We start from the raw sequence: 22,339 nt of genomic DNA on the forward strand, positions 1-22,339 counted from the left end.
GAAGCCGTCGCGGCTCAGCGGCGACACTGCTCGAGCAGCTCGTGGGCGTGCCGCAGGCCCACGCTCGAGTCGTCGCCACCCATCATCCGGGAGAGCTCTCCGAGTCGCTCGTCGCCCTCGACGGGGCGCACCCCGCTCGCGGTCACCTGGTCGCCGTGGGCCTTGTGCACGACGAGGTGACGGTCGGCGTGGGCCGCCACCTGCGCCAAGTGCGTCACGACGATGACCTGACTGGTGCAGGCCAGCGCCGCGAGCCGGGCCCCGACGTCGAGGGCCGCGCGGCCACCGACACCGGCGTCCACCTCGTCGAAGACGAAGGTGGGGACCTGGCTGCCGGTCGACCCGGCGGTCGCGACCTCGATGGCCAGCATGATCCGGCTCAGCTCACCCCCGGACGCGGCCTTGGCGACCGAACGGGGCGGGGCGCCACGGTTGGCGGCGACCCGGACCTCGACGACATCGGCCCCATCGGGTCCGACCCGCCGGGTGGTCCCGTCAGCCGACGTCACCTCGAGCGCCGACTCGTCGCCGCGGGGCTCGACGGCCACCTCGACCCGGGCCTTGTCCATGCCCAGGTGGGCGAGCTCGTCCTCGACGGCGCGGGAGAGCCCGGCCGCGGCAGCGGTCCGGGCCTCGGTGAGTCGGGTGGCCGCCTCGGCGAGCTGTTGCTCCGCCTCGGCGACCTGCGCGGTGAGCGCCTCGATCCGCTCGTCGGCCCCGAGCAGGCCCTGCAGTCGCTCTCGGGAGGCATCGCGGTGACGCAGCACGGCCGCGACGTCGTCGCCGTAGCGCCGGGTGAGCTCGTGCAGGGCGGCCCGCCGCTCCTCGACGGCCCCCAGGCGTGCCGGGTCGGCCTCGATGTCCGCGGCGTAGCCCGACAGCTCGGTCGCCAGCTCGGCGGCGAGCACGCCGACCTCGGCCAGGCGACGGTGCAGGTCGGACAGCTGCGGGTCGTGGTCGGCGAGCCGCTCCAGCTCGCCGGCTGCCCGGGCCACCCGACCGACGACGTCGTCGCCGTCGAAGCTGTCGGGGTCGGACAGCAGCCGGTGGGCGGTGTCGGCCCCGGTGCGCAGCTCCTCGGCGTGGCCGAGGCGCTCGGCCTCGCGGGCGAGCTCGACGTCCTCGCCGGGCTGCGGCTCGACGCCGTCGATCTGCTCGAGCTGGTGGGTGAGCAGCTCGACCTCCTGCAGGCGGGTGCGCTCCCCCTCGACCAGGCGGTCCAGCTCCCCCTTCGCCTCGTGCCAGGTGCGGTGCGCCTGCGCGACCTGCGCCGCCGGATCGGCGACCTCGTCGCCCCCGAAGGCATCGAGAAGGGCACGGTGCTGCGAGGGACGCTTCAGGCGCCACTGGTCGGCCTGCCCGTGGACGGCGACGAGGCCCTCGCCGAGGTCGGCGAGGGTGCCGACCGGTGCCCGGCGACCGCCCACGTGGGCGCGGCTGCGGCCGGCGGAGGAGACCGTGCGCGACAGGAGCAGCTCGGGCTCGTCGGCGACGCCACCGACGTCCTCGGCGACCGCTCGGGCCGGGTGGTCGTCGGCCAGCTCGAGCTCGGCCTCGACGACCGCCTCGTCGCTCCCGGTGCGCACGAGGGCCGCATCGGCGCGGCCCCCGAGCACCAGCCCCAGGCCGGTGACGACCATGGTCTTGCCCGCTCCGGTCTCGCCGGTGACGACGGTCAGGCCGGGATCGAGGGTGAGGGTGGCGTCCTCGATCACCCCGAGGTCGCGGATCCGCAGCTCGCGCAGCACGTCAGGCCCCCGAGCGGTTGCGGCCGCGCCAGCCGTGGACGGACAGGTCGAACTTCGCGACGAGCCGGTCGGTGAAGGGCGAGCTGCTCAGCCGGGCCAGTCGCACCGGCTCCTCCGAGCGGCTGACCTCGATGCGCGCCCCCGGCGGCAGGTCGACCGCCCGCCGGCCGTCGCACCACAGCACGCCGTGGCCCTCGGTGCCGGGGACGAGGTCGACGGCCAGCGCCGACGTGGGTGCGACGACGAGGGGGCGGGCGAAGAGGGCGTGGGCGCTGATCGGCACGACGAGCATCGCCTCGACCCCCGGCCAGACGACGGGGCCGCCCGCGGAGAAGGCATAGGCCGTCGAGCCGGTCGGGGTGGCCATGACGACGCCGTCGCACCCCCACGTGGAGAGGGGCCGGCCGTCGATCTCGACGGTGAGCACGAGCATCCGCTCGCGGGAGGCCTTTTCGACGGTGACCTCGTTGAGTGCCCAGCTGCGGGCGATCTCCTGCCCGTCGAGGGTCGCGACGACGTCGAGGGCCATCCGCTCCTCGACCTCGTACATGCGCTCGACGATGTGCTCGACGGTCGCGTCGACGTCCTCGCGCTCGGCCTCGGCGAGGAAGCCGACGTGCCCGAGGTTGACGCCCAGCAGCGGGACTCCACTGCCGCGGGCCGCCTCGGCACCGCGCAGGATCGTCCCGTCACCACCGAGCACCACGACGAGCTCGACACCGTCGGCCGGCCGGTCTCCGTCGTGGACCACGACGCCAGGGTGCTGGCCGAGCAGGCTCTCGCCGAGCTCGCCCGCGGGCAGGCGCACCTCGATGTCGGCCTGGGCGAGCTTGTCGGCAACGCCCATCGCGACCTCGAGGGCCTCGGGCCGGCTCGGGTGCGCCATGAGCAGCACACGCCGCTGGGTCATCGGGCCTCCTCCTGGACCAGCTCGTGGGCGATGTCGGTCTGAGCCTGCCACGTCAGGCCGACACCCGTGCGCCGGGTCAGGTGGACGAGGTACTCGTGGTTGCCCTCTCCCCCACGCACCGGGCTGCGGGCGATGCCCAGGACCGCGAGCCGCACCTCGGCGGCACGCTCGAGCACCCCGGTGATGGCTGCACGTCGGGCGGCGGGGTCGGTGACCACGCCCTTGCGCCCGAGCCGGTCCCGGCCCACCTCGAACTGCGGCTTGATCAGGAGCACCGCGTAACCGTCGTCGGTGAGCAGGTCCGCGATCTCGGCGAGCACGAGACGAAGGGAGATGAAGCTCAGGTCCCCGACGGCCAGGGGGACCGGGCCCCCGATGTCGTGCGGGGCGAGGCCTCGGATCGTCGTGCCGCTGCGGTCGGTCACCCGCGGGTCGGCGGCCAGCTCCGGCGCGAGCTGGTCGTGCCCGACGTCGAGGGCGATGACGTGGTCGGCACCGTGCTCGAGGAGGACCTGGGTGAACCCGCCGGTGCAGGCGCCGATGTCGAGTGCCCGACGGCCTTGGACCTCGAGCTCGAAGGCGTCGAGAGCCCCGAGCAGCTTGCCGGCCGCTCGACCGACCCACCGATCGGCGTCACCGGCGACCTCGACGGGGGCGTCCGGCGTGACCTGCTGCGAGGACTTGGTGGCCACTTGCCCGGCCACGCGCACCTGGCCCGACTCGACGAGCTCGCGCGCCCGGGTGCGGCTGCGCGCCAGGCCGCGCTCGACGAGGGCGAGGTCCAGTCGGGTCGTCTCGGGCACCCGTCAGGTCCCGAGGTCGGACAGGCGCGAGGTCAGGGTGCCGTGCACCGACTCCCCCGCATTCAGCACCGTGTCGAGGTCCTCGGGGTCGACGACGGCGAGGTCACGCAACGCCGCGTCGACGACGAGGTCGCCCGTCTCCGGGGTGCCCTCGGGCATCGGCTCGGGAGCTCTGGGGGCGAGGTCGCCCGGAGTGGGCCGCGGGGCCTCCGGCACGGGTGTGGCCTCCTCAGGCATCGGGGAGCACGGGCTGGGTCGAGGCCGGCGAGGCGGTCTTGGCGGTCGTCGCCTTCTTCGCAGACGCCTTCTTCGCAGTGGCCTTCTTCGCAGTGGCCCTCTTCGCCGGCACAGACTTCTTGGCCGCAGCCTTCCTCGCAGTGGCCTTCGCCGGCGCCGCAGACGTCTTGGTGGCCGCCTTCTTCGCCGCCGTCGACGTCGAGCGCCGGGCAGGCGCCTTGCGCGCCGGGCGCTTCGTGGCCGGCGTGGATGCCGTCGGTCCGGTCACCGGTGCAGTCGAAACCTCGTCGGCCACGACGCGCTCGCGCAGCGCCGTGCTCAGCGCGTCGAGGTCGCCCTGCTCCTCCTGGGGCCAGGTCGGCGTGCTGTCGGTGCGCTCACGCACGGGCGGCACCGCGCTCGAGACGAGCATGGTGTCGACCAGACGCACGACGGCGAGCACCCGGTCGAGAGTCGCCTCGGTCGTCTTCAGGCCCAGATGGATCAGTCCACGTACGGGGTCCACGTCACTCCTCGGGTCGGGGCGTCCCACGCTACCGGCTGAAGACGAGCCGGCTCGCGTCTGCCGGCGTGATCAACCCCGCGTCGACGGCCGACCACAGTGCGTCCAGGCGCGCCCGGTCTGCGTCGATGCCACCGCCCTCGACCTCGAGGCGCCCGTCGACCACCCGAGCGCGGGACCGGTCACGCACGGCCCAGCCATCGTGCTGCTCGGCCGGTGGGTACGGGGCGGCGAGACCTCGCAGGTCCTCGAGGACGTGGGTCGGGCGCCGCTGGACGGGTGCCGCGGCCGCGTCCCCGATCCCGTGCACGCCGGTGAGGACGAGTGCACCGTCCATCCCGGTGGCCACCGCGCCCTCGATGTCGGTCTCCAGCCGGTCCCCGACCGCCAGCACCCGGTCGGTCGCCACGCCAAGTCGTCGGGCGGCCAGCTGGTACATCGGCGGGTGCGGCTTCCCGATGACCTCCGGGTCGACATCGACGCAGTTGCGCACCGCTGCGACGAGCGACCCGTTGCCCGGCAAGGGCCCCCGGTCCGTCGGCAGGGTCAGGTCGGTGTTCGTCGCCACCCACCGGGCTCCCCCGCGGATGACGCAGGCGGCCTCCCCGAGGTCCGATGCCGTCACGTGCGGTCCGTACCCCTGGAGCACGGCCACCGGCGCCCCCTTCGTCCCGGGTGCCACCGGCAGCAGACCGACAGCGCGAAGGGAGGCCCCGACCCCGGCACCACCGACCGCCAGCACCTCGCTCCCCGGCGGATACCGATCGGCGAGGACCCGCGCTGCTGCCAGCGAGCTGGTGAGCACGTCCCCCTCGGTGAGCGGGACACCCAGAGCCGCCACGTGCTCGGCCACCTGCGCCGGGGTGCGCGAGGCGTTGTTGGTGGCGAAGACCACCGGCACCTCGAGAGCACCGAGGGCCTCGACCGCATGAGGCACAGCCGATACTCCGGCCACGACGACGCCGTCGATGTCGCAGATGATCGCGTCGTAGGCCGCGGCCAGCTGGTCACCCGCCGCCGGCGGGGTCACGGCGTCGACGTCGTGTCGTCGCCTTCGCCCTCGGGCACCGCCTGGACGTCGCTGTCGGGCACCTCCTGGAGGTGCACCCCGTCGAGCTCCTCGACGCGCTCGATCGCGTCCGTCTCGCCGTCCTGGTCGGCCACAGCCGCCTTGGCAAACCACGACCGCGCGTCGGCCTCACGACCGACCTCGAGCAGGGCGTCGGCGTAGGCGTACCAGACGCGGGCAGCCCACGGCTTGTTCTTGACCTTGTCGACCTGGCCCTGCAGGGCGAGGACAGCGGCCTGCGGCTGACCCATATCGCGACGGATGCCGGAGCCCACGATGAGCAGCTCGACCTGCTCCTCCTGGCCCAGCTGACGCGCCTCAGGCGAACCGAGCAGCTCGAGCGCCCGCGCCGGACGACCGAGGCCCCGCTCGCAGTCGACCATGAGCGGCAGCAGGTGCGAGGACCCACTCAGTCGCCGGACCGTGCGGAACTCGGTGAGCGCCCGGGCGAAGTCGCCCATGCGGTAGGCGACGAAGCCGAGCGCCTCGCGAGCGGCCGGCACCCGACCAGCCCGTCGCACCGCCGTCTCCGCGTGCGCCACGGCACCGTCGAGGTCCTCGGCCTCCAGCAGGGCGGCGACCATGACGAGGTGCTGGGCCACGCCGTCCGCATTCTCCTTGCTCAGGGTGCGCAGCTGCTGGCGCACGCTGCGATCCAGCTCGGCCCCGGTGACGTCCGGCGCGATCGCCGGCTCCGGCTTGCGGCCCTCCTTGGGCACCAGCCGCGACCCACCGCGGTTGTCGGCGTCAGCCTCCCGCGGTGCTCCGCGACGATCGGAACGACCACCTCGCTCCGGGCGTGCCTGACGGTCACCGCGCTCGGGTCGCCCGGAAGATCCACGCCGCTCCGGCCGGCCACCGCGGCCTCCTCCGGAACCACCGCGGGGACCCTGGCCCCCGCGCCCCGCGGACCCGCCACGACCACGATCCGGCCTGCTCGACCTTTCGTCCACGACATCAACCTCTCTTGACCTGTTTTCTCGGGCCAGACTCTCCCGACCTGGGCACATGACGCAACACCATGGCGTGATGGTCGGCAATCGGGTCTGGAATGGCGAAAGCCCCCCAGCGTGGTGGCTGGGGGGCTTTCGTGAATGTTTGTCCGGCTGCGTCCTACTCTCCCACACCGTCACCAGTGCAGTACCATCGGCGCTGAAGGGCTTAGCTTCCGGGTTCGGAATGGGACCGGGCGTTTCCCCTTCGCTATAACAGCCGTAACTCTATGGAAATACCGTGGACAATCATCGTGTCCCGACCGTATCTCGGGAACTGCACAGTGGACGCGAACAATCTTTGTTCTTCTTTAACGCAACAAGGTTGTGTTGTGTATCAAGTTATCGGCTTATTAGTACCAGTCAGCTCCATGCATTGCTGCACTTCCACATCTGGCCTATCAACCCAGTAGTCTACTGGGAGCCTCTCGAACCGTAGTTCATGGAAACCTCATCTTGAGACATGCTTCCCGCTTAGATGCTTTCAGCGGTTATCACTCCCGAACGTAGCTAATGAGCGGTGCCCTTGGCAGAACAACTCACACACCAGAGGTTCGTCCAACCCGGTCCTCTCGTACTAAGGTCAGCCTCTCTCAAGTTTCCTACGCGCACAGCGGATAGGGACCGAACTGTCTCACGACGTTCTAAACCCAGCTCGCGTGCCGCTTTAATGGGCGAACAGCCCAACCCTTGGGAGCTACTCCACCCCCAGGATGCGACGAGCCGACATCGAGGTGCCAAACCATCCCGTCGATATGGACTCTTGGGGAAGATCAGCCTGTTATCCCCGGGGTACCTTTTATCCGTTGAGCGACGGCGCTTCCACAAGCCACCGTCGGGTCACTAGTTCCGACTTTCGTCCCTGCTCGACATGTCTGTCTCGCAGTCAAGCTCCCTTGTACACTTGCACTCGCCACCTGATTGCCAACCAGGCTGAGGGAACCTTTGAGCGCCTCCGTTACATTTTAGGAGGCAACCGCCCCAGTTAAACTACCCACCAGGCAATGTCCCTGATCCGGATCACGGACCGAGGTTAGATAACCAGAACGACCAGAGTGGTATTTCAACGATGACTCCACACACACTGGCGTGCATGCTTCACAGTCTCCCACCTATCCTACACAAGCCGTCCCGATCACCAATACCAAGCTATAGTGAAGGTCCCGGGGTCTTTCCGTCCTGCTGCGCGTAACGAGCATCTTTACTCGTAGTGCAATTTCGCCGAGTTCGCGGTTGAGACAGTGGAGAAGTCGTTACGCCATTCGTGCAGGTCGGAACTTACCCGACAAGGAATTTCGCTACCTTAGGATGGTTATAGTTACCACCGCCGTTTACTGGGGCTTAAATTCTCAGCTTCGCCCAAAGGGCTAACCGGTCCTCTTAACCTTCCAGCACCGGGCAGGCGTCAGTCCGTATACATCGTCTTGCGACTTCGCACGGACCTGTGTTTTTAGTAAACAGTCGCTTCTCCCTGGTCTCTGCGGCCCTTTCCCCTAGCCCGTAAAGAGCTTCAGGGTCCAGGCCCCCCTTCTCCCGAAGTTACGGGGGCATTTTGCCGAATTCCTTAACCACGATTCACTCGATCGCCTTGGTATTCTCTACCTAACCACCTGAGTCGGTTTGGGGTACGGGCGGCTCGAACCTCGCTAGAGGATTTTCTCGGCAGCATAGGATCACCCTGCTTCCCGCTAAAGCGGTCACCATCAGGTCTCAGGATACGTGCCAGGCGGATTTGCCTACCTGACTCCCTACACCCTTGGACGTGGACAACCATCGCCACGCGGAGGCTACCTTCCTGCGTCTCCCCATCACTTGACTACTACCAGCTCGGGTCACGCGTTCCACCCACCAGCGACACCCCGAAGGGCATCTAACGGTGAGCTTCAGGCGCTTAGCATCACTGGATTCATCATGGGCGGTTCTTCGCCGGTTCCGGAATATCAACCGGATGTCCATCGACTACGCCTGTCGGCCTCGCCTTAGGTCCCGACTTACCCAGGGCAGATAGCTTGACCCTGGAACCCTTGGTTATTCGGCGGACGGGTTTCTCACCCGTCATTCGCTACTCATGCCTGCATTCTCACTCGTGTGGCATCCACGACTGGATCACTCCGCCGCTTCACTCGCCACACGACGCTCCCCTACCCATCAACACGCCTGGACACCACAAAGGTGCCGAGCAGTGTGTCAATGCCACAGCTTCGGTGGTGTGCTTGAGCCCCGCTACATTGTCGGCGCGGAATCACTTGACCAGTGAGCTATTACGCACTCTTTAAAGGGTGGCTGCTTCTAAGCCAACCTCCTGGTTGTCACGGCAACTCCACATCCTTTTCCACTTAGCACACGCTTAGGGACCTTAGCTGGTGATCTGGGCTGTTTCCCTCTCGACTACGGAGCTTATCCCCCGCAGTCTCACTGCCACGCTCTCACTTACCGGCATTCGGAGTTTGGCTAACGTCAGTAACCTGGTGAGGCCCATCGGCTATCCAGTAGCTCTACCTCCGGCAAGAAACACGTGACGCTGCACCTAAATGCATTTCGGGGAGAACCAGCTATCACGGAGTTTGATTGGCCTTTCACCCCTACCCACAGCTCATCCCCTCAGTTTTCAACCTAAGTGGGTTCGGTCCTCCACGACGTCTTACCGTCGCTTCAACCTGGCCATGGGTAGATCACTCCGCTTCGGGTCTAGACCCAGCGACTCATTCGCCCTATTCGGACTCGCTTTCGCTACGGCTTCCCCACACGGGTTAACCTCGCCACTGAGCACTAACTCGCAGGCTCATTCTTCAAAAGGCACGCCGTCACCCCACAAGGAGGCTCCGACGGATTGTAAGCGCACGGTTTCAGGATCTATTTCACTCCCCTCCCGGGGTACTTTTCACCTTTCCCTCACGGTACTTGTCCGCTATCGGTCACCAGGGAATATTTAGGCTTAGCGGGTGGTCCCGCCAGATTCACACGAGATTTCACGGGCCCCGTGCTACTTGGGAACAATCATCCGGAGTCCACACCATTTCGTCTACGGGGGTCGCACCCTCTATGCCGAGCCATTCAAGACTCTTCGACTATGACATGAATTTCTCACTCCAGCCCAGAATGTCAGTCCTGGAACAAAAAGCCCCACAACCCCGAACCTGCAACGCCTGACAGCTATCACACAGACCCGGTTTGGCCTCATCCGCTTTCGCTCGCCACTACTCACGGAATCACTATTGTTTTCTCTTCCTGCGGGTACTGAGATGTTTCACTTCCCCGCGTTCCCTCTACCTGCCCTATATATTCAGACAGGAGTGACTGGACTTGCCTCCAGCCGGGTTTCCCCATTCGGAAATCCTCGGATCAAAGTCTGGTTATCGACTCCCCGAGGCTTATCGCAGATTCCTACGTCCTTCTTCGGTTCCTGGTGCCAAGGCATCCACCGTGCGCCCTTAAAAACTTGAGCCACAAAGATAAAGATGCTCGCGTCCACTGTGTAGTTCTCAACATACGGGCGGCAACCCCACCAACCAGCCACACCCACCCCCACAACCGGGAAGCAGTATGCAGACCAGGCAAGGCCCACAACCCAACCCCAACAACCGAAACCGTCGGGGTCGTGGTCCATGAAGCTTCACTCGCGTGAACCCTCAGGACCCAACAACGTGTCAGACACCCCACCCCCAAGCCAGCCACTTTCCACCACCACACACCCACCAGCACAAAACCAGCAGATGCCCGGCAGGTACTCGACCACCAGAAGCACAATGCCAAATAATCGATGTTCCACCCATGAGCACCTACCGCCGAACACTCGCCGGCGACATAGGTCCTGGACCACCCAACGGTGGCCAGAGCTCCTTAGAAAGGAGGTGATCCAGCCGCACCTTCCGGTACGGCTACCTTGTTACGACTTAGTCCCAATCGCCAGTCCCACCTTCGACGGCTCCCCCCACAAGGGTTGGGCCACCGGCTTCGGGTGTTACCGACTTTCGTGACTTGACGGGCGGTGTGTACAAGGCCCGGGAACGTATTCACCGCAGCGTTGCTGATCTGCGATTACTAGCGACTCCGACTTCATGGGGTCGAGTTGCAGACCCCAATCCGAACTGAGACCGGTTTTTTGGGATTCGCTCCACCTTACGGCATCGCAGCCCTTTGTACCGGCCATTGTAGCATGCGTGAAGCCCAAGACATAAGGGGCATGATGATTTGACGTCATCCCCACCTTCCTCCGAGTTGACCCCGGCAGTCTTCCATGAGTCCCCACCATCACGTGCTGGCAACATAGAACGAGGGTTGCGCTCGTTGCGGGACTTAACCCAACATCTCACGACACGAGCTGACGACAACCATGCACCACCTGTATACCGACCCAAAGGGGGCAACCATCTCTGGAAGTTTCCGGTATATGTCAAGCCTTGGTAAGGTTCTTCGCGTTGCATCGAATTAATCCGCATGCTCCGCCGCTTGTGCGGGCCCCCGTCAATTCCTTTGAGTTTTAGCCTTGCGGCCGTACTCCCCAGGCGGGGCGCTTAATGCGTTAGCTGCGGCACGGAACTCGTGGAATGAGTCCCACACCTAGCGCCCAACGTTTACGGCATGGACTACCAGGGTATCTAATCCTGTTCGCTCCCCATGCTTTCGCTTCTCAGCGTCAGTAGTGGCCCAGAGACCTGCCTTCGCCATCGGTGTTCCTCCTGATATCTGCGCATTTCACCGCTACACCAGGAATTCCAGTCTCCCCTACCACACTCTAGTCTGCCCGTACCCACTGCAAGTCCGGGGTTGAGCCCCGGATTTTCACAGCAGACGCGACAAACCGCCTACAAGCTCTTTACGCCCAATAATTCCGGACAACGCTCGCACCCTACGTATTACCGCGGCTGCTGGCACGTAGTTAGCCGGTGCTTCTTCTGCAGGTACCGTCACTTTCGCTTCTTCCCTGCTGAAAGAGGTTTACAACCCGAAGGCCGTCATCCCTCACGCGGCGTCGCTGCATCAGGCTTTCGCCCATTGTGCAATATTCCCCACTGCTGCCTCCCGTAGGAGTCTGGGCCGTGTCTCAGTCCCAGTGTGGCCGGTCGCCCTCTCAGGCCGGCTACCCGTCGTCGCCTTGGTGAGCCATTACCTCACCAACAAGCTGATAGGCCGCGAGCCCATCCCCAACCGAGAAACTTTCCAGAAAGTGCCCATGCGGACCCTTCTCATATCCAGTATTAGACGCCGTTTCCAGCGCTTATTCCAGAGTCAGGGGCAGGTTGCTCACGTGTTACTCACCCGTTCGCCACTGATCCACTCCAGCAAGCTGGAGCTTCACCGTTCGACTTGCATGTGTTAAGCACGCCGCCAGCGTTCGTCCTGAGCCAGGATCAAACTCTCCGTTGATGATCAACACCCCAACACCCACCACAAAAGCAGCAAGCACCAGGGCCAATCAATAACCCAACAAAGGGCTGAACCATGACTGAGCAAGAACAACCAGCGCAATCGCTGTGTTCATTCATTCTCAACCAAAGGAAAAAAATCATCCGACCAACCACACCCACACCCACAAAAGGCGAGGGCACAATCAGCCAAGACGAGGTATTGGCATCGATTTTTGACACGCTGTTGAGTTCTCAAGATTCACACGCACACCCATCACCACCAACCAACCGGCCAGTACTTCAAGGGGCAACTTCTTCAAGTTACTACTGTGATGGCCTCAGGGTCAAACTCGCTGATCCGGTGGATCTTGCGGTGCTTGTCGCCTGCGGCGATCTCCCACTCTAGCAGCCTGGCTGCCTCGCTCCAACTCGCTTCGCAGTGGCACCGAAGTGCTTCGCGTGACTCGCTGGGAGTGGTGTCAGCTCGCGGGACCGGCCTGCTTGGTGCGACCCTGCAAGGGCCGCCGCGTGGTGTCCGTTCCTCCCTCTCGGGCTGACGTCGAGAACATTAGATCACCGATCCCGACTTCACCAAATCGGGGTCGGATCCCCCGAGTTTCCGGGCGATCCGACCCCGAGGGGTGTCGTTGCAGGTCAGCGTTGCCGGGCCGCCGCGAGGTTCTTGCGACCCCGTCGCAGGACGGCCACCCGCCCGTGCAGGTAGTCCCCCGGCCCGAGGACGAATTGCTCGTCGGACACCTTGGTGCCGTTGACCGAGACCGCGCCGTCCGAGATCGCGCGACGCGCGGCCTTCTTGGAGTCGACGAGCCCGGTCGCCACGAGGGCATCGAGCAGCCCCGTGCCCACGGGGACATCGGCGCCGGGCAGCTCGGCCGTCGCGTCGAGCAGCGTGCCGGCGTCCAGTTCCGTGAGATCGCCCTTGCCGAAGAGGGCTTCCGAGGCCGCCTGGACCGAGATCGTGGCGGCCTCGCCGTGGACGAGCGTCGTCATGTCGGACGCCAAGGCTCGCTGGGCCGCACGACGGTGGGGCTCGTCCTTGACCAGCCGCTCGAGCTCGTCGATCTCCTCGCGGCCTCGGTCGGTGAAGACCTTGAGCAGCTTGACCACGGAGGCGTCCTCGACGTTGAGGAAGTACTGGTAGAAGGCGTAGGGACTGGTCATGTCGGCGGACAACCAGATGGCATTGCCCTCGGACTTGCCGTACTTGACCCCGTGGGAGTCGGTGAGCAGCGGCGAGGTCAGAGCATGGACCGACCCGCCCTCCGCACGGTGGATGAGGTCGACCCCCGCAGTGAGGTTGCCCCACTGGTCGGACCCGCCGAGCTGGAGCGTGCAGTCGTACTGGCGGTAGAGCTCGAGGTAGTCCAACGCCTGGAGGAGCTGGTAGCTGAACTCCGTGTAGGAGATGCCCTCTTGGCTCTCGAGCCGGGCCGAGATCGCGTCCTTGCGGATCATCTGGTTGACCCGGAAGTGCTTGCCGATGTCCCGCAGGAAGTCGAGCGCGGTCATCGGTGCGGTCCAGTCGAGGTTGTCGACGAGGATCGCCGGGTGCGCGACGCCGCTGCTCCCGTCGAAGTCGAGGAAGGGGCGCACGAGCTCCTTGATCCGGGAGACGTTGTGCGCCGTGTGCTCCTTGGTCCGCAGCTGGCGCTCACTCGTCGGCTTGGGGTCACCGATGAGCCCGGTGGACCCGCCGACGAGGCAGATCACCTTGTGGCCGGCGCGCTGGAACCGTCGCAGGGCGACGAGCTGCACGAAGTTGCCGAAGTGCAGAGAGGGCGCGGTCGGGTCGAAGCCGCAATACACCGAGATCGGTCCGTCGGCGAGGGCCTGTCGCAGGGCGGCCTCGTCGGTGGTCTGCGCCACCGCTCCGCGCCACTGCAGCTCGTCGAGGATGTCGGTCACGGTCGTCTCGGTCCTTCCGGGAGGTTGCCGGGCACGCGGTCGCATGCCCTGAGACAGCCTGCCACGGACCGGGGCGACTGCCGTCAGGCGCACCGGTGGGCGAGAGTCGATCCGCCATGTGGAACACCGGGTGACGAACCCTCCCTTCGTCGGGTTAAGGTATGCCTCACCTCACCAAAGACGAAGGGAGATGGGCCGTGATCGTCTGTCACTGCGCCGTGGTCGGCGATCGTCAGATCGCCGAAGCCGCCGCCGCCGGCGCGATAACCCTCTCCCGGGTCTGCGCCAGCACCGGCGCGGGTCGTGATTGTGGTGCCTGTGTCTTCTCAGTGCGGCGCATCCTCTGCGAGAGTGTGGGAGGTGAGGTCGACAGCGGCCTCTTCCCATCTCCCGCGGAGGTAGACCGTGCAGCCAGCTGACCCCCGAGTCGTCACCCTCCTCAACGAAGCGCTCACCCTCGAGCTGACCGTCGTCAACGGCTATTTCCTCCACGCGCGGATGCTCGACAACTGGGGCCTGCCCCGCCTGGGCAAGGTCTTCTACGACCTGTCCATCGGTGAGATGAAGGATGCCGACGAGCTCATCGAGCGCATCCTGATGTTCGACGGCCACCCCAACGTCCAGAAGCTGAACAACATCCAGATCGGCGAGGACGCCAAGGAGATGCTCGAGCTGGCCCTCGCCAGCGAGATCGTCGCGGTCAAGCAGTTCAACTCCGCCGCGCAGGAGTGCCACGACCTGGGTGACCACGCGACCGCAGCGGTCTTCGAGGAGATGGCGCGCGACGAGGAGGGTCACGCCGACTGGTTCGAGGCGCAGCTCGACGCCATCGTCCGCGTCGGCGTCGAGAACTACCTGGCCCAGCAGGTCGACGTGGGCGTCAACCCCGCCTGACCCGCGGCTTGCCCGGCCGATAGGCCGAGACCGTCGGTTCCCCGTCGAGCCAGAAGCGCCACGGGTAGTCGGCTCCGTCTCCCCCGGGTCCCGAGACCCCCACCCGCGGCCCGGTACGGATGCGCTGGGGGTCGACGGGCTCGTCGGGCGCGACGAGGGCGATGGGAGCGCGGCTCCCGACCAGCGCGCTGCCGTCGTGCTCGCCGGTCAGCCCCAGGGCGCGGGTCAGTCGACCCGGCCCACGGGCCAGGTCTCGCGCACGCACGTCGCCGCGGCGGTCTCGAGCGGTCTCCTCCCCCCGGACCACCTCACCGGCCCGAAGGAGGACCGCAGCGCACTCCCCCTTCGATCCCACGACGACGTTGGCGCACCAGTGGATGCCGTAGGAGCGGTAGACGTAGAGATGCCCGGCCGGACCGAACATCACCTCGGTGCGTGGGGTCATCCCCCGGTAGCCGTGCGAGCCCGGGTCGTTGCCGCCCCAGTAGGCCTCGACCTCGGTCAGGCGGAGCGTGACGTCGCCGGCCACCAGCCGGGTCCCGAGCAGCATGGGTGCGACGGACAGGGGGTCGCCCGCCAGGTCGGACCCGGTCAGGCGACGCCCCGTCGTGGTCACGTCAGCGGGCTTCGATGCGGCTCGCGGCGAACGCGGACAGCTCCTCGAGCAGGGCCGTGGCGTCGGCGAGCTGCTCGCGGACCCGGGCGGGGGCGGTGCCGCCCTGGGCGTCGCGGGAGGCGAGCGAGCCTTCCACCGACAGGACCTCGCGGACCCCCGGCGTCAGGTGCTCACTGATCCCGGCGAGGTCCTCGTCGGTGAGGTCCCACAGCTCGATGTCACGCTCCTCGCAGACCCGCACGCACGCCCCGGCGACCTCGTGGGCGACTCGGAAGGGCACGCCCTGGCGCACGAGCCACTCGGCGATGTCGGTGGCGAGCGAGAAGCCCTGCGGCGCGAGGGCGGCCATTCGCTCTCCGTGGTAGGTCATCGTCGCCATCATCCCGGCGAAGGCGGGCAGCAGGACCTCGAGGGTGTCGACGGCGTCGAAGACCGGCTCCTTGTCCTCCTGGAGGTCGCGGTTGTAGGCCAGCGGCAGCGCCTTGAGGGTGGTCATGAGGCCGGCGAGGTCACCGACGAGACGACCGGCCTTGCCCCGGGCCAGCTCGGCCACATCGGGGTTCTTCTTCTGCGGCATGATGCTCGACCCGGTGGAGAAGGCGTCGTCGAGGGTGACGAAGGAGAACTCCTTGGTCGCCCAGAGGATGACCTCCTCGGCCAGCCGCGAGATGTCGACCGCCGTCATCGCCGCGACGAAGCAGAATTCCGCGACGAAGTCGCGCGAGGCCGTGCCGTCGATCGAGTTGGCGGTCGCCCCGGCGAAGCCCAGGTCCGCCGCGACCGCTTCGGGGTCCAGACCGAGGGACGAGCCGGCGAGCGCACCGGACCCGTAGGGGCTGAGCGAGGTGCGCTCGTCCCAGTCGACGAAGCGCTGCACGTCGCGCAGCAGCGGCCACGCGTGCGCGAGCAGGTGGTGGCTGAGCAGGACCGGCTGGGCGTGCTGCAGGTGGGTGCGCCCCGGCATCGCCACGTCGATGTTGTCGCGGGCCTGGTCCACGAGCGCCCGCACGACGTCGAGGACGAGGCCGGAGACGATGCGGGCGTGGTCGCGCAGGTACATCCGGAAGAGGGTGGCCACCTGGTCGTTGCGCGAGCGCCCGGCGCGCAGTCGGCCACCGACATCGGCACCGGCGCGCTCGATGAGACCGCGCTCGAGGGCGGTGTGCACGTCCTCGTCGTCGAGCGCGGGCTCGAAGGCGCCGCTCGCCACATCGTCGGCGAGTCGTCGCAGGGCCTCGAGCATCGCCTCGAGCGTCGCGTCGTCGAGCAGGCCGGCACCGTGGAGGACGCGCGCGTGGGCCCTCGACCCGGCGATGTCGTAGGGGGCCAGACGCCAGTCGAAGTGCGTCGACTTGCTCAGGGCGGCGAGAGCATCGCTCGGCCCCCCGGCGAAGCGGCCACCCCACAGGCTCACCCGCTCGGCGGTCGTCGCGGTCTCGTCCTGGGTCACGGTGCCTCCTGGCTGTCGGTGGTCTGGGCCAGGCCCAGCAGCTGTGCGGTGACGGCGGCACCCTCGTCGGGGCCGCCGGTGATGATCATGATCGTGTCATCCCCCGCGATCGTCCCCAGCACTCCCGTGAGACGTGCGTGGTCGATCGCCGAGGCGAGGTAGTTGGCGGCACCGGGGGGTGTGCGCACGACGACGAGCTGAGCGCTCGCCCTGGCCGTGACGAGGAGCTCCTCGCACAGCCGGCGCAACCGGTCGTCGTACTCCGCCGGGTCGACGGCCGCGCGCGGGGTGCGGTCGCCCCCTTCGCCGGGGATGGCGTAGACGAGATCGCGGCCCACCCGCACCTTTTCGGCGCGCAGCTCGAGCAGGTCCCGGGACAGCGTCGCCTGGGTGATCTCGATGCCGTCGGCAGAGAGCAGCTCGAGCAGCTCCGGCTGGCTGCGCACGGCGTGCTCCCGCAGGAGCTCGATGATCCGTGCCTGCCGGCCCGGTCGGGTCGCGGGGATCATGACGAGGCGCGCAGCAGGAAGGTGAGCAGGGCCTTCTGCGCGTGCAGCCGGTTTTCGGCCTCGTCCCAGACGACCGACTGCGGGCCGTCGATGACGTCGGCAGCGATCTCCAGCCCTCGGTAGGCGGGCAGGCAGTGCAGGACGATCGCATCCGCGGCGGCGTGGTCGAGCAGCTGCGTCGTCACGGCGAAGGGGGCGAAGGGCGAGGTCTGTCCGGTACGGTCGCCCTTCTCGCTCTCCATGCCCATCGACACCCAGGTGTCGGTGGCGACGACGTCGGCGCCCGCCACCGCGGCCGTGGGGTCGTCCGTGACGAGGATCGAGCCGCCCTGCTCGCCGGCGATGCGCTCGGCCCTGGCCAGGACGTCGGCCGAGGGCTGGTGGCTCGCCGGGGTGCCGATGCGCACGTGCATGCCGGCGAGGGCGCAGGCAAGCAGGTAGGAGTGCGCCATGTTGTTGGCCCCGTCGCCGACGTAGGCGATGGTGCGTCCGGCGGTGCCACCCTTGTGCTCGCGGATCGTCAGCAGGTCGGCGAGCAGCTGGCAAGGGTGGTAGTCGTCGGTGAGCGCGTTGACCACCGGTACGTCGACGTGGTCGGCCATCTCCTGCAGCCGGTCCTGACCGTGCGTGCGCCAGACGATGGCGCTCACCTGGCGCCCCACGACCCGGGCGACGTCGGGGATCGACTCGCGGGTGCCGATCTGGGCGAGGTTGCCGTCGACGACCATCGGGTAGCCGCCGAGCTCGGCGACGCCGGTGGTGAAGGACAGCTGGGTGCGCAGCGTCGGCTTGTCGAAGATGATCGCGACCGACCGGGGCCCGGCGAGCGGCTGCTCGGCGTGCCGGTCGGCCTTGAGGGCGGCCGCCAGGTCGAGAACCGCGGACTGCTCCTCGGCGGTGAGGTCGTCGTCGGCGAGGAGGTGGCGGACGGTCATGCGGACTCCTTGGCGGCCTCGTCGACGATCGCCGGCAGGGCGTCGACGAAGCTCGTGAGCTGGTCGGTGGTGATGGTGAGAGGTGGCGCCAGGCGCAGCGCCTCGGGCGCGACCGGGTTGATGATGAACCCGTGACGGCGGGCCGCGAGCGCCGCCGCAGGGGCGATCGGCTCGGTCAGGGCGATGGCGCGGAGCAGCCCCGCCCCGCGCACGCCGCCGACTCGCGGGTGACCCAGTGCCGCGACCCGCTCGACGAGCAGGTCTCCGGCGGTGACCGCGTGCTCGACCAGACCCTCGGACTCGATGGTCGACATCACTGCGAGGGCTGCGCTGCAGGCGAGCGGGTTGCCGCCGAAGGTCGAGCCGTGCTGGCCGGCCGTGAGCAGCCCGGTGTTCTCCGGGCCGAAGGTCACCAGGGCACCGATCGGCACTCCCCCGCCGAGACCCTTGGCGACGGTGATCGCGTCGGGCACGACGCCGTCGAGTTGGTGGGCGAACCACGCCCCGGTGCGCCCGATGCCCGTCTGGATCTCGTCGAGGACGAGGAGGGCGCCGGCCTCACGGGTGATCTCGCGGGCTGCGGCGAGATACCCCTGCGGCGGCGTCACCACGCCGGCCTCACCCTGGATCGGCTCGAGGAGGACCATCGCGGTGTCGGGTCCGACGGCTGCGCGGAGGGCGTCGACGTCGCCGGGCGCGATGTGCGTGACGCCGGGCAGGAGGGGCTCGAAGGGGGCCCGGTAGGCCTCCTTGTGGGTCAGGCTCACCGCTCCGGTGGTCCGGCCGTGGAAGGCGCCGCCGACGGCGACGATGCCGCTGCGGCCGGTGCGCCGGGAGAGCTTGATCGCCGTCTCGACGGCCTCGGAGCCGCTGTTGCAGAAGAAGACGCCCGACCCCTGGGGCGCCTGCGCGACGCGCAGCAGCGCCTCGGCCGCCTCGATCTGCGCGGGGGTCGTGAAGAAGTTGCTCACGTGGACGAGCTCACCGGCCTGCTTGGAGATCGCCGCGACGAGCTCGGGGTGACCGTGACCGAGCGCGTTGACGGCGATGCCCCCGAGGAGGTCGAGGTAGCGGGTGCCGTCGACGTCCCACACCCAGGCGCCCTCACCGCGGGCGAGGACGAGGCCGGGAAGGCCGAAGACCCCGATGTGGCTGGCGCGATAGCGCTCGAGCAGAGCCTGGTGATGCTCGCTGGGGGTGCTCATGAGGGGCTGCCCTCCCCTTCATCGTCGGTGTCGTCGAGGTCCGGCAGGATCATCGTGCCGAAGCCCTCGTTGGTGAAGAGCTCGAGGAGCATCGAGTGCGGCTGGCGGCCGTCGACGACGTGCGCCTGGGGCACGCCGTGCTCGACGGCCCGGATGCAGGCCTCGAGCTTGGGGATCATCCCGGAGTCGACCGTGGCGAGCAGGTCGCGCGCGCCCGAGGCGGTGAGGTGCGACAGCAGCGAGTCGCGGTCGGGCCAGTCGGCGTAGACCCCGTCGACGTCGGTGAGGACGACGAGCTTGTGTGCCCGCAGGGCGACGGCCAGTGCTGCGGCGGCGGTGTCGGCGTTGACGTTGAGCACCTGACCGTCGACGTCGAGGTCGGGTGCGATCGTCGAGACGACCGGGATCCGACCGGCGTCGAGGATGTCGAGGACGGCCGCCGGGTCCACGGACTCGACGTCGCCGACGAGGCCGATGTCGACCGGCTCACCGTCGACGACGACGCCCTTGCGGCGGCCGCCGAAGAGACTCGCGTCCTCGCCGGACAGGCCGACGGCCACCGGGCCGTGCTGGTTGAGCAGGCCCACGAGCTCGCGGCCGACCTGGCCGGTGAGGACCATGCGCACGACCTCCATGACCTCGGGGGTCGTCACCCGCAGGCCGCCCTTGAACTCGCTCTGGAGTCCGAGCCGGTCGAGCATCGCCTGGATCTGCGGGCCGCCGCCGTGGACGACGACCGGGCGCAGGCCGGCATAGCGCAGGAAGACGATGTCCTCGGCGAAGGCCGCCTTGAGCGCGTCGTCGGTCATGGCATTGCCGCCGTACTTGATGACGACGAGTGCCCCGCGGAAGCGCTCGAGCCAGGGCAGGGCCTCGACGAGGGTGCTCGCCTTGGTCTGGGCGACCCGCAGTGCGGCCGCGTCGATGGCACCGCGAAGGGTGGATTCAGCAGGCATGCCGGTCATTCCGTTCACGTGGAGTAGGCGGAGTTCTCGTGGACGTAGTCGTGGGTCAGGTCGTTGGTCCAGACCGTCACCTCGTCGTCACCGGCGTGCAGGTCGACCTCGACGCGCACCTCGCGGGCCTCGAGGTCCACGAGCGTGCGGTCCTCACCGACCCCGCCGGCACGGCAGACCTGCACGCCGTTGATCGACACGTCGAGCCGTGCGGGCTCGAAGACGGCCGAGGTCGTGCCGACCGCGGCCAGCACGCGACCCCAGTTGGGGTCCTTGCCGAAGATCGCGCACTTGAAGAGGTTGTTGCGGGCGATGCTGCGCGCGACCTCGAGGCCGTCGGCCTCGCTCGCGGCCCGCTGCACGACGATCTCGATGTCGTGGTGGGCGCCCTCGGCGTCACCGATGAGCTGGCGGGCCAGGTCGGCGCAGACCTCACGCACCGCCTCCGTGAGCTCGTCGCGGGAGACGGTGGTCCCGGATGCGCCGGAGGCCATGGCGAGGACGGTGTCGTTGGTCGACATGCACCCGTCGGAGTCGATCCGGTCGAAGGTCGTGCGGGTCGCCTCGCGCAGGGCCGCGTCGAGGTCGGCGGCACTCGTCACCGCGTCGGTGGTGACGACGACGAGCATCGTGGCCAGCGCGGGGGCGAGCATCCCGGCCCCCTTGGCCATGCCACCCACGCTCCACCCATCGCGGACGGCCGCAGCGGTCTTGGGCACGGTGTCGGTCGTCATGATCGCCTCGGCCGCGGCGGCTCCCCCTTCGGCGGTGAGGGAGCCGGCGGCAGCGGTGACGCCCGCGGTGAGCTTGGCCATCGGCAGCAGCTCACCGATGAGGCCGGTGCTGCAGACGACGACGTCGCCCGCCGAGACGCCGAGCGCCTCGGCCGTGTGCTCGGCGGTGGCGTGCGTGTCCTGGAAGCCCTGCGCCCCGGTGCACGCGTTGGCGCCGCCGGAGTTGAGCACCACTGCGTCGGCACGACCGTCGACGAGGGACTGGCGTGACCAGGTGACCGGGGCAGCCTCGACCCGGTTGGTGGTGAAGACCGCCGCCGCGTGCCGGTCGGGGCCGTCGTTGACGACGAGGGCCACATCGGGTCGGCCGCTCGCCTTGAGGCCGGCGGTGACGCCGGCGGCGCGGAATCCTGCAGGGGTCGTCGTGCTCACGGCGCCACTCCCGTCGTCGGCAGCCCGGTGGTCTCGGGGAGACCCAGGGCGAGGTTCATGGACTGCACGGCGGCGCCGGCCGTCCCCTTCGTCAGGTTGTCCTCGGCCGCGATCGCGACGACCCGGCCGCTCCGCTCGTCGAGGACGACCTGGACGTGGACGAGGTTGGAGCCGACGATGCTGCCCGTGTGCGGCCACTGCCCCTCGGGCAGCAGGTGGACGAAGGGCTCGTCGGCGTAGGCCCGCTCCCACGCGGCGCGGACGGTCGTCACTGTGGCGCCGGCAGCGGCGCGGGCCGTGACGGTGGCCAGGATGCCCCGCGGCATCGGCGCGAGGGTCGGCGTGAAGGAGACCGTCGCGTCCTGCCCGGCGGCCCGGGAGAGGTTGCGCTCGATCTCCGGCGTGTGCCGGTGGACCCCACCGACGCCGTAGGGGCTCATCGCGCCCATGACCTCGGACCCGATGAGGTGCGGCTTGGTCGAGCGGCCGGCGCCGGAGGTGCCGGAGGCGGCGACGACGACCACGTCGCCGGGCTCGACGACGCCCGCGGCCAGGCCCGGTGCGAGGGCGAGGCTGGCGGCCGTCGGGTAGCACCCCGGGACGGCGATCCGCCGCGCGCCGGCGAGGTCGTCACGGTGCTTGGTGCCGTCGGCCCGCACGAGCTCGGGGAGCCCGTAGGGCCAGGTCCCGGCGAAGGGGGTGTCGTAGTAGTCCGTCCAGTCCTGCTCGTCGTCGAGCCGGAAGTCGGCCCCGCAGTCGACGACCGTCACGTCGTCAGGCAGCTGCTCGGCGATCGCCGCGGAGTGCCCGTGCGGCAGGGCGAGGAAGACCACGTCGTGGCCGGCGAGCGTGTCGGCGGACGTCGGCTCGAGGACGCGGTCGGCGAGCGGCTGCAGGTGCGGCGCGAGGTCACCGAAGCGGACCCCGGCATTGCCCGACGCGGTGAGTGCGCCGATCTCGACGTCTGGGTGGCCGAGCAGGAGCCGAGCGATCTCGGCTCCTGCGTAGCCGCTGGCTCCGGCAATGGCTGCGGTGATCACCTGCATGACCATACGCAGACGCATGGTTTCATG

General features: G+C 68.2%; 19 protein-coding genes and 3 rRNA genes. 3 read left to right on the forward strand and 19 right to left on the reverse strand.

Annotated elements, in window-relative coordinates:
* Window positions 1–14: 14 nt before the first annotated feature.
* The 10 genes from recN to H7A72_RS09115 form a co-directional block, all read right to left on the reverse strand.
* The gene (recN, locus tag H7A72_RS09070; protein WP_185220329.1) at window positions 15–1,748 is read right to left on the reverse strand and encodes a DNA repair protein RecN; all 1,734 of its coding nucleotides are present in this window, start codon (window positions 1,746–1,748) and stop codon (window positions 15–17) included.
* 1 nt (window position 1,749) lies between these two features.
* On the reverse strand, window positions 1,750–2,658 hold the full coding sequence (locus H7A72_RS09075) for an NAD kinase (RefSeq protein ID WP_185220330.1): 909 nt from the start codon (window positions 2,656–2,658) through the stop codon (window positions 1,750–1,752).
* Window positions 2,655–3,461 carry a TlyA family RNA methyltransferase gene (locus H7A72_RS09080; protein ID WP_185220331.1) on the reverse strand — a complete coding sequence of 269 codons (807 nt, stop codon included), beginning with the start codon at window positions 3,459–3,461 and terminating at the stop codon, window positions 2,655–2,657. The genes H7A72_RS09075 and H7A72_RS09080 overlap by 4 nt, the downstream gene beginning before the upstream one ends.
* A gap of 3 nt (window positions 3,462–3,464) precedes the next feature.
* Window positions 3,465–3,677, reverse strand: a complete 213-nt coding sequence (locus tag H7A72_RS09085) for a hypothetical protein (RefSeq protein WP_185220332.1) — start codon at window positions 3,675–3,677, stop codon at window positions 3,465–3,467.
* 13 nt (window positions 3,678–3,690) lie between these two features.
* Complete coding sequence (locus H7A72_RS09090; protein ID WP_185220333.1) at window positions 3,691–4,203, reverse strand: hypothetical protein; 513 nt, start codon at window positions 4,201–4,203, stop codon at window positions 3,691–3,693.
* Window positions 4,204–4,231: 28 nt separating this feature from the next.
* The gene (locus H7A72_RS09095) at window positions 4,232–5,230 is read right to left on the reverse strand and encodes an HAD-IIA family hydrolase (RefSeq protein ID WP_223277587.1); all 999 of its coding nucleotides are present in this window, start codon (window positions 5,228–5,230) and stop codon (window positions 4,232–4,234) included.
* On the reverse strand, window positions 5,227–5,988 hold the full coding sequence (locus tag H7A72_RS09100; RefSeq protein WP_185220334.1) for a lipopolysaccharide assembly protein LapB: 762 nt from the start codon (window positions 5,986–5,988) through the stop codon (window positions 5,227–5,229). Before H7A72_RS09100 ends, H7A72_RS09095 begins: the two co-directional genes overlap by 4 nt.
* A gap of 381 nt (window positions 5,989–6,369) precedes the next feature.
* Window positions 6,370–6,486 (reverse strand): 5S ribosomal RNA (gene rrf, locus H7A72_RS09105).
* A gap of 108 nt (window positions 6,487–6,594) precedes the next feature.
* Window positions 6,595–9,706: ribosomal RNA gene (locus H7A72_RS09110) — 23S ribosomal RNA — on the reverse strand.
* A 399-nt stretch (window positions 9,707–10,105) separates the two neighbouring features.
* Window positions 10,106–11,628: ribosomal RNA gene (locus H7A72_RS09115) — 16S ribosomal RNA — on the reverse strand.
* Together the 16S, 23S and 5S rRNA genes form the textbook arrangement of a ribosomal RNA operon.
* A gap of 75 nt (window positions 11,629–11,703) precedes the next feature.
* Here H7A72_RS09115 and H7A72_RS09120 point away from each other — a divergent pair.
* Window positions 11,704–12,015 carry a hypothetical protein gene (locus H7A72_RS09120; RefSeq protein ID WP_185220335.1) on the forward strand — a complete coding sequence of 104 codons (312 nt, stop codon included), beginning with the start codon at window positions 11,704–11,706 and terminating at the stop codon, window positions 12,013–12,015.
* A 248-nt stretch (window positions 12,016–12,263) separates the two neighbouring features.
* Here the strand turns inward: H7A72_RS09120 and tyrS are convergent, their stop codons facing one another.
* Window positions 12,264–13,535, reverse strand: coding sequence for a tyrosine--tRNA ligase (gene tyrS / locus H7A72_RS09125; protein WP_185220336.1), 1,272 nt, complete (start codon window positions 13,533–13,535; stop codon window positions 12,264–12,266).
* A gap of 161 nt (window positions 13,536–13,696) precedes the next feature.
* On the opposite strand from tyrS, the gene H7A72_RS09130 reads away from it, so the two are divergent.
* Together H7A72_RS09130 and bfr are read left to right on the forward strand one after the other, a co-directional pair.
* Window positions 13,697–13,954 carry a bacterioferritin-associated ferredoxin gene (locus H7A72_RS09130; RefSeq protein ID WP_223277588.1) on the forward strand — a complete coding sequence of 86 codons (258 nt, stop codon included), beginning with the start codon at window positions 13,697–13,699 and terminating at the stop codon, window positions 13,952–13,954.
* A complete protein-coding gene (bfr, locus tag H7A72_RS09135) occupies window positions 13,941–14,429 on the forward strand; it encodes a bacterioferritin (protein WP_185220338.1) in 489 nt (162 codons plus the stop codon). Before H7A72_RS09130 ends, bfr begins: the two co-directional genes overlap by 14 nt.
* Here bfr and H7A72_RS09140 read toward each other — a convergent pair.
* Genes H7A72_RS09140 through argC form a run of 8 tightly spaced genes read right to left on the reverse strand, consistent with a single transcriptional unit; the run spans window position 14,416 to window position 22,330 of the window.
* Window positions 14,416–15,045, reverse strand: a complete 630-nt coding sequence (locus tag H7A72_RS09140; RefSeq protein WP_185220339.1) for a DNA-3-methyladenine glycosylase — start codon at window positions 15,043–15,045, stop codon at window positions 14,416–14,418. The two genes, bfr and H7A72_RS09140, sit on opposite strands and share 14 nt — an antisense overlap.
* A 1-nt stretch (window position 15,046) precedes the next feature.
* Window positions 15,047–16,495 carry an argininosuccinate lyase gene (argH, locus tag H7A72_RS09145; RefSeq protein WP_185220340.1) on the reverse strand — a complete coding sequence of 483 codons (1,449 nt, stop codon included), beginning with the start codon at window positions 16,493–16,495 and terminating at the stop codon, window positions 15,047–15,049.
* Complete coding sequence (locus H7A72_RS09150; protein WP_185220341.1) at window positions 16,492–17,004, reverse strand: arginine repressor; 513 nt, start codon at window positions 17,002–17,004, stop codon at window positions 16,492–16,494. The genes argH and H7A72_RS09150 overlap by 4 nt, the downstream gene beginning before the upstream one ends.
* A complete protein-coding gene (argF, locus tag H7A72_RS09155; RefSeq protein WP_185220342.1) occupies window positions 17,001–17,939 on the reverse strand; it encodes an ornithine carbamoyltransferase in 939 nt (312 codons plus the stop codon). The genes H7A72_RS09150 and argF overlap by 4 nt, the downstream gene beginning before the upstream one ends.
* Window positions 17,936–19,144 (reverse strand): acetylornithine transaminase, encoded by a 1,209-nt coding sequence (locus tag H7A72_RS09160; protein ID WP_185220343.1) that lies wholly within the window; start codon window positions 19,142–19,144, stop codon window positions 17,936–17,938. The genes argF and H7A72_RS09160 overlap by 4 nt, the downstream gene beginning before the upstream one ends.
* Complete coding sequence (gene argB, locus H7A72_RS09165) at window positions 19,141–20,100, reverse strand: acetylglutamate kinase (RefSeq protein WP_185220344.1); 960 nt, start codon at window positions 20,098–20,100, stop codon at window positions 19,141–19,143. The genes H7A72_RS09160 and argB overlap by 4 nt, the downstream gene beginning before the upstream one ends.
* A 14-nt stretch (window positions 20,101–20,114) precedes the next feature.
* Complete coding sequence (gene argJ / locus H7A72_RS09170; protein ID WP_185220345.1) at window positions 20,115–21,266, reverse strand: bifunctional glutamate N-acetyltransferase/amino-acid acetyltransferase ArgJ; 1,152 nt, start codon at window positions 21,264–21,266, stop codon at window positions 20,115–20,117.
* Window positions 21,263–22,330: an N-acetyl-gamma-glutamyl-phosphate reductase gene (gene argC / locus H7A72_RS09175; protein ID WP_223277589.1), complete on the reverse strand. Its 1,068-nt coding sequence runs from the start codon at window positions 22,328–22,330 to the stop codon at window positions 21,263–21,265. Before argC ends, argJ begins: the two co-directional genes overlap by 4 nt.
* Window positions 22,331–22,339: the final 9 nt, after the last annotated feature.

The organism is Janibacter sp. YB324 (assembly GCF_014217915.1).
Classification (GTDB): domain Bacteria; phylum Actinomycetota; class Actinomycetes; order Actinomycetales; family Dermatophilaceae; genus Janibacter; species Janibacter indicus.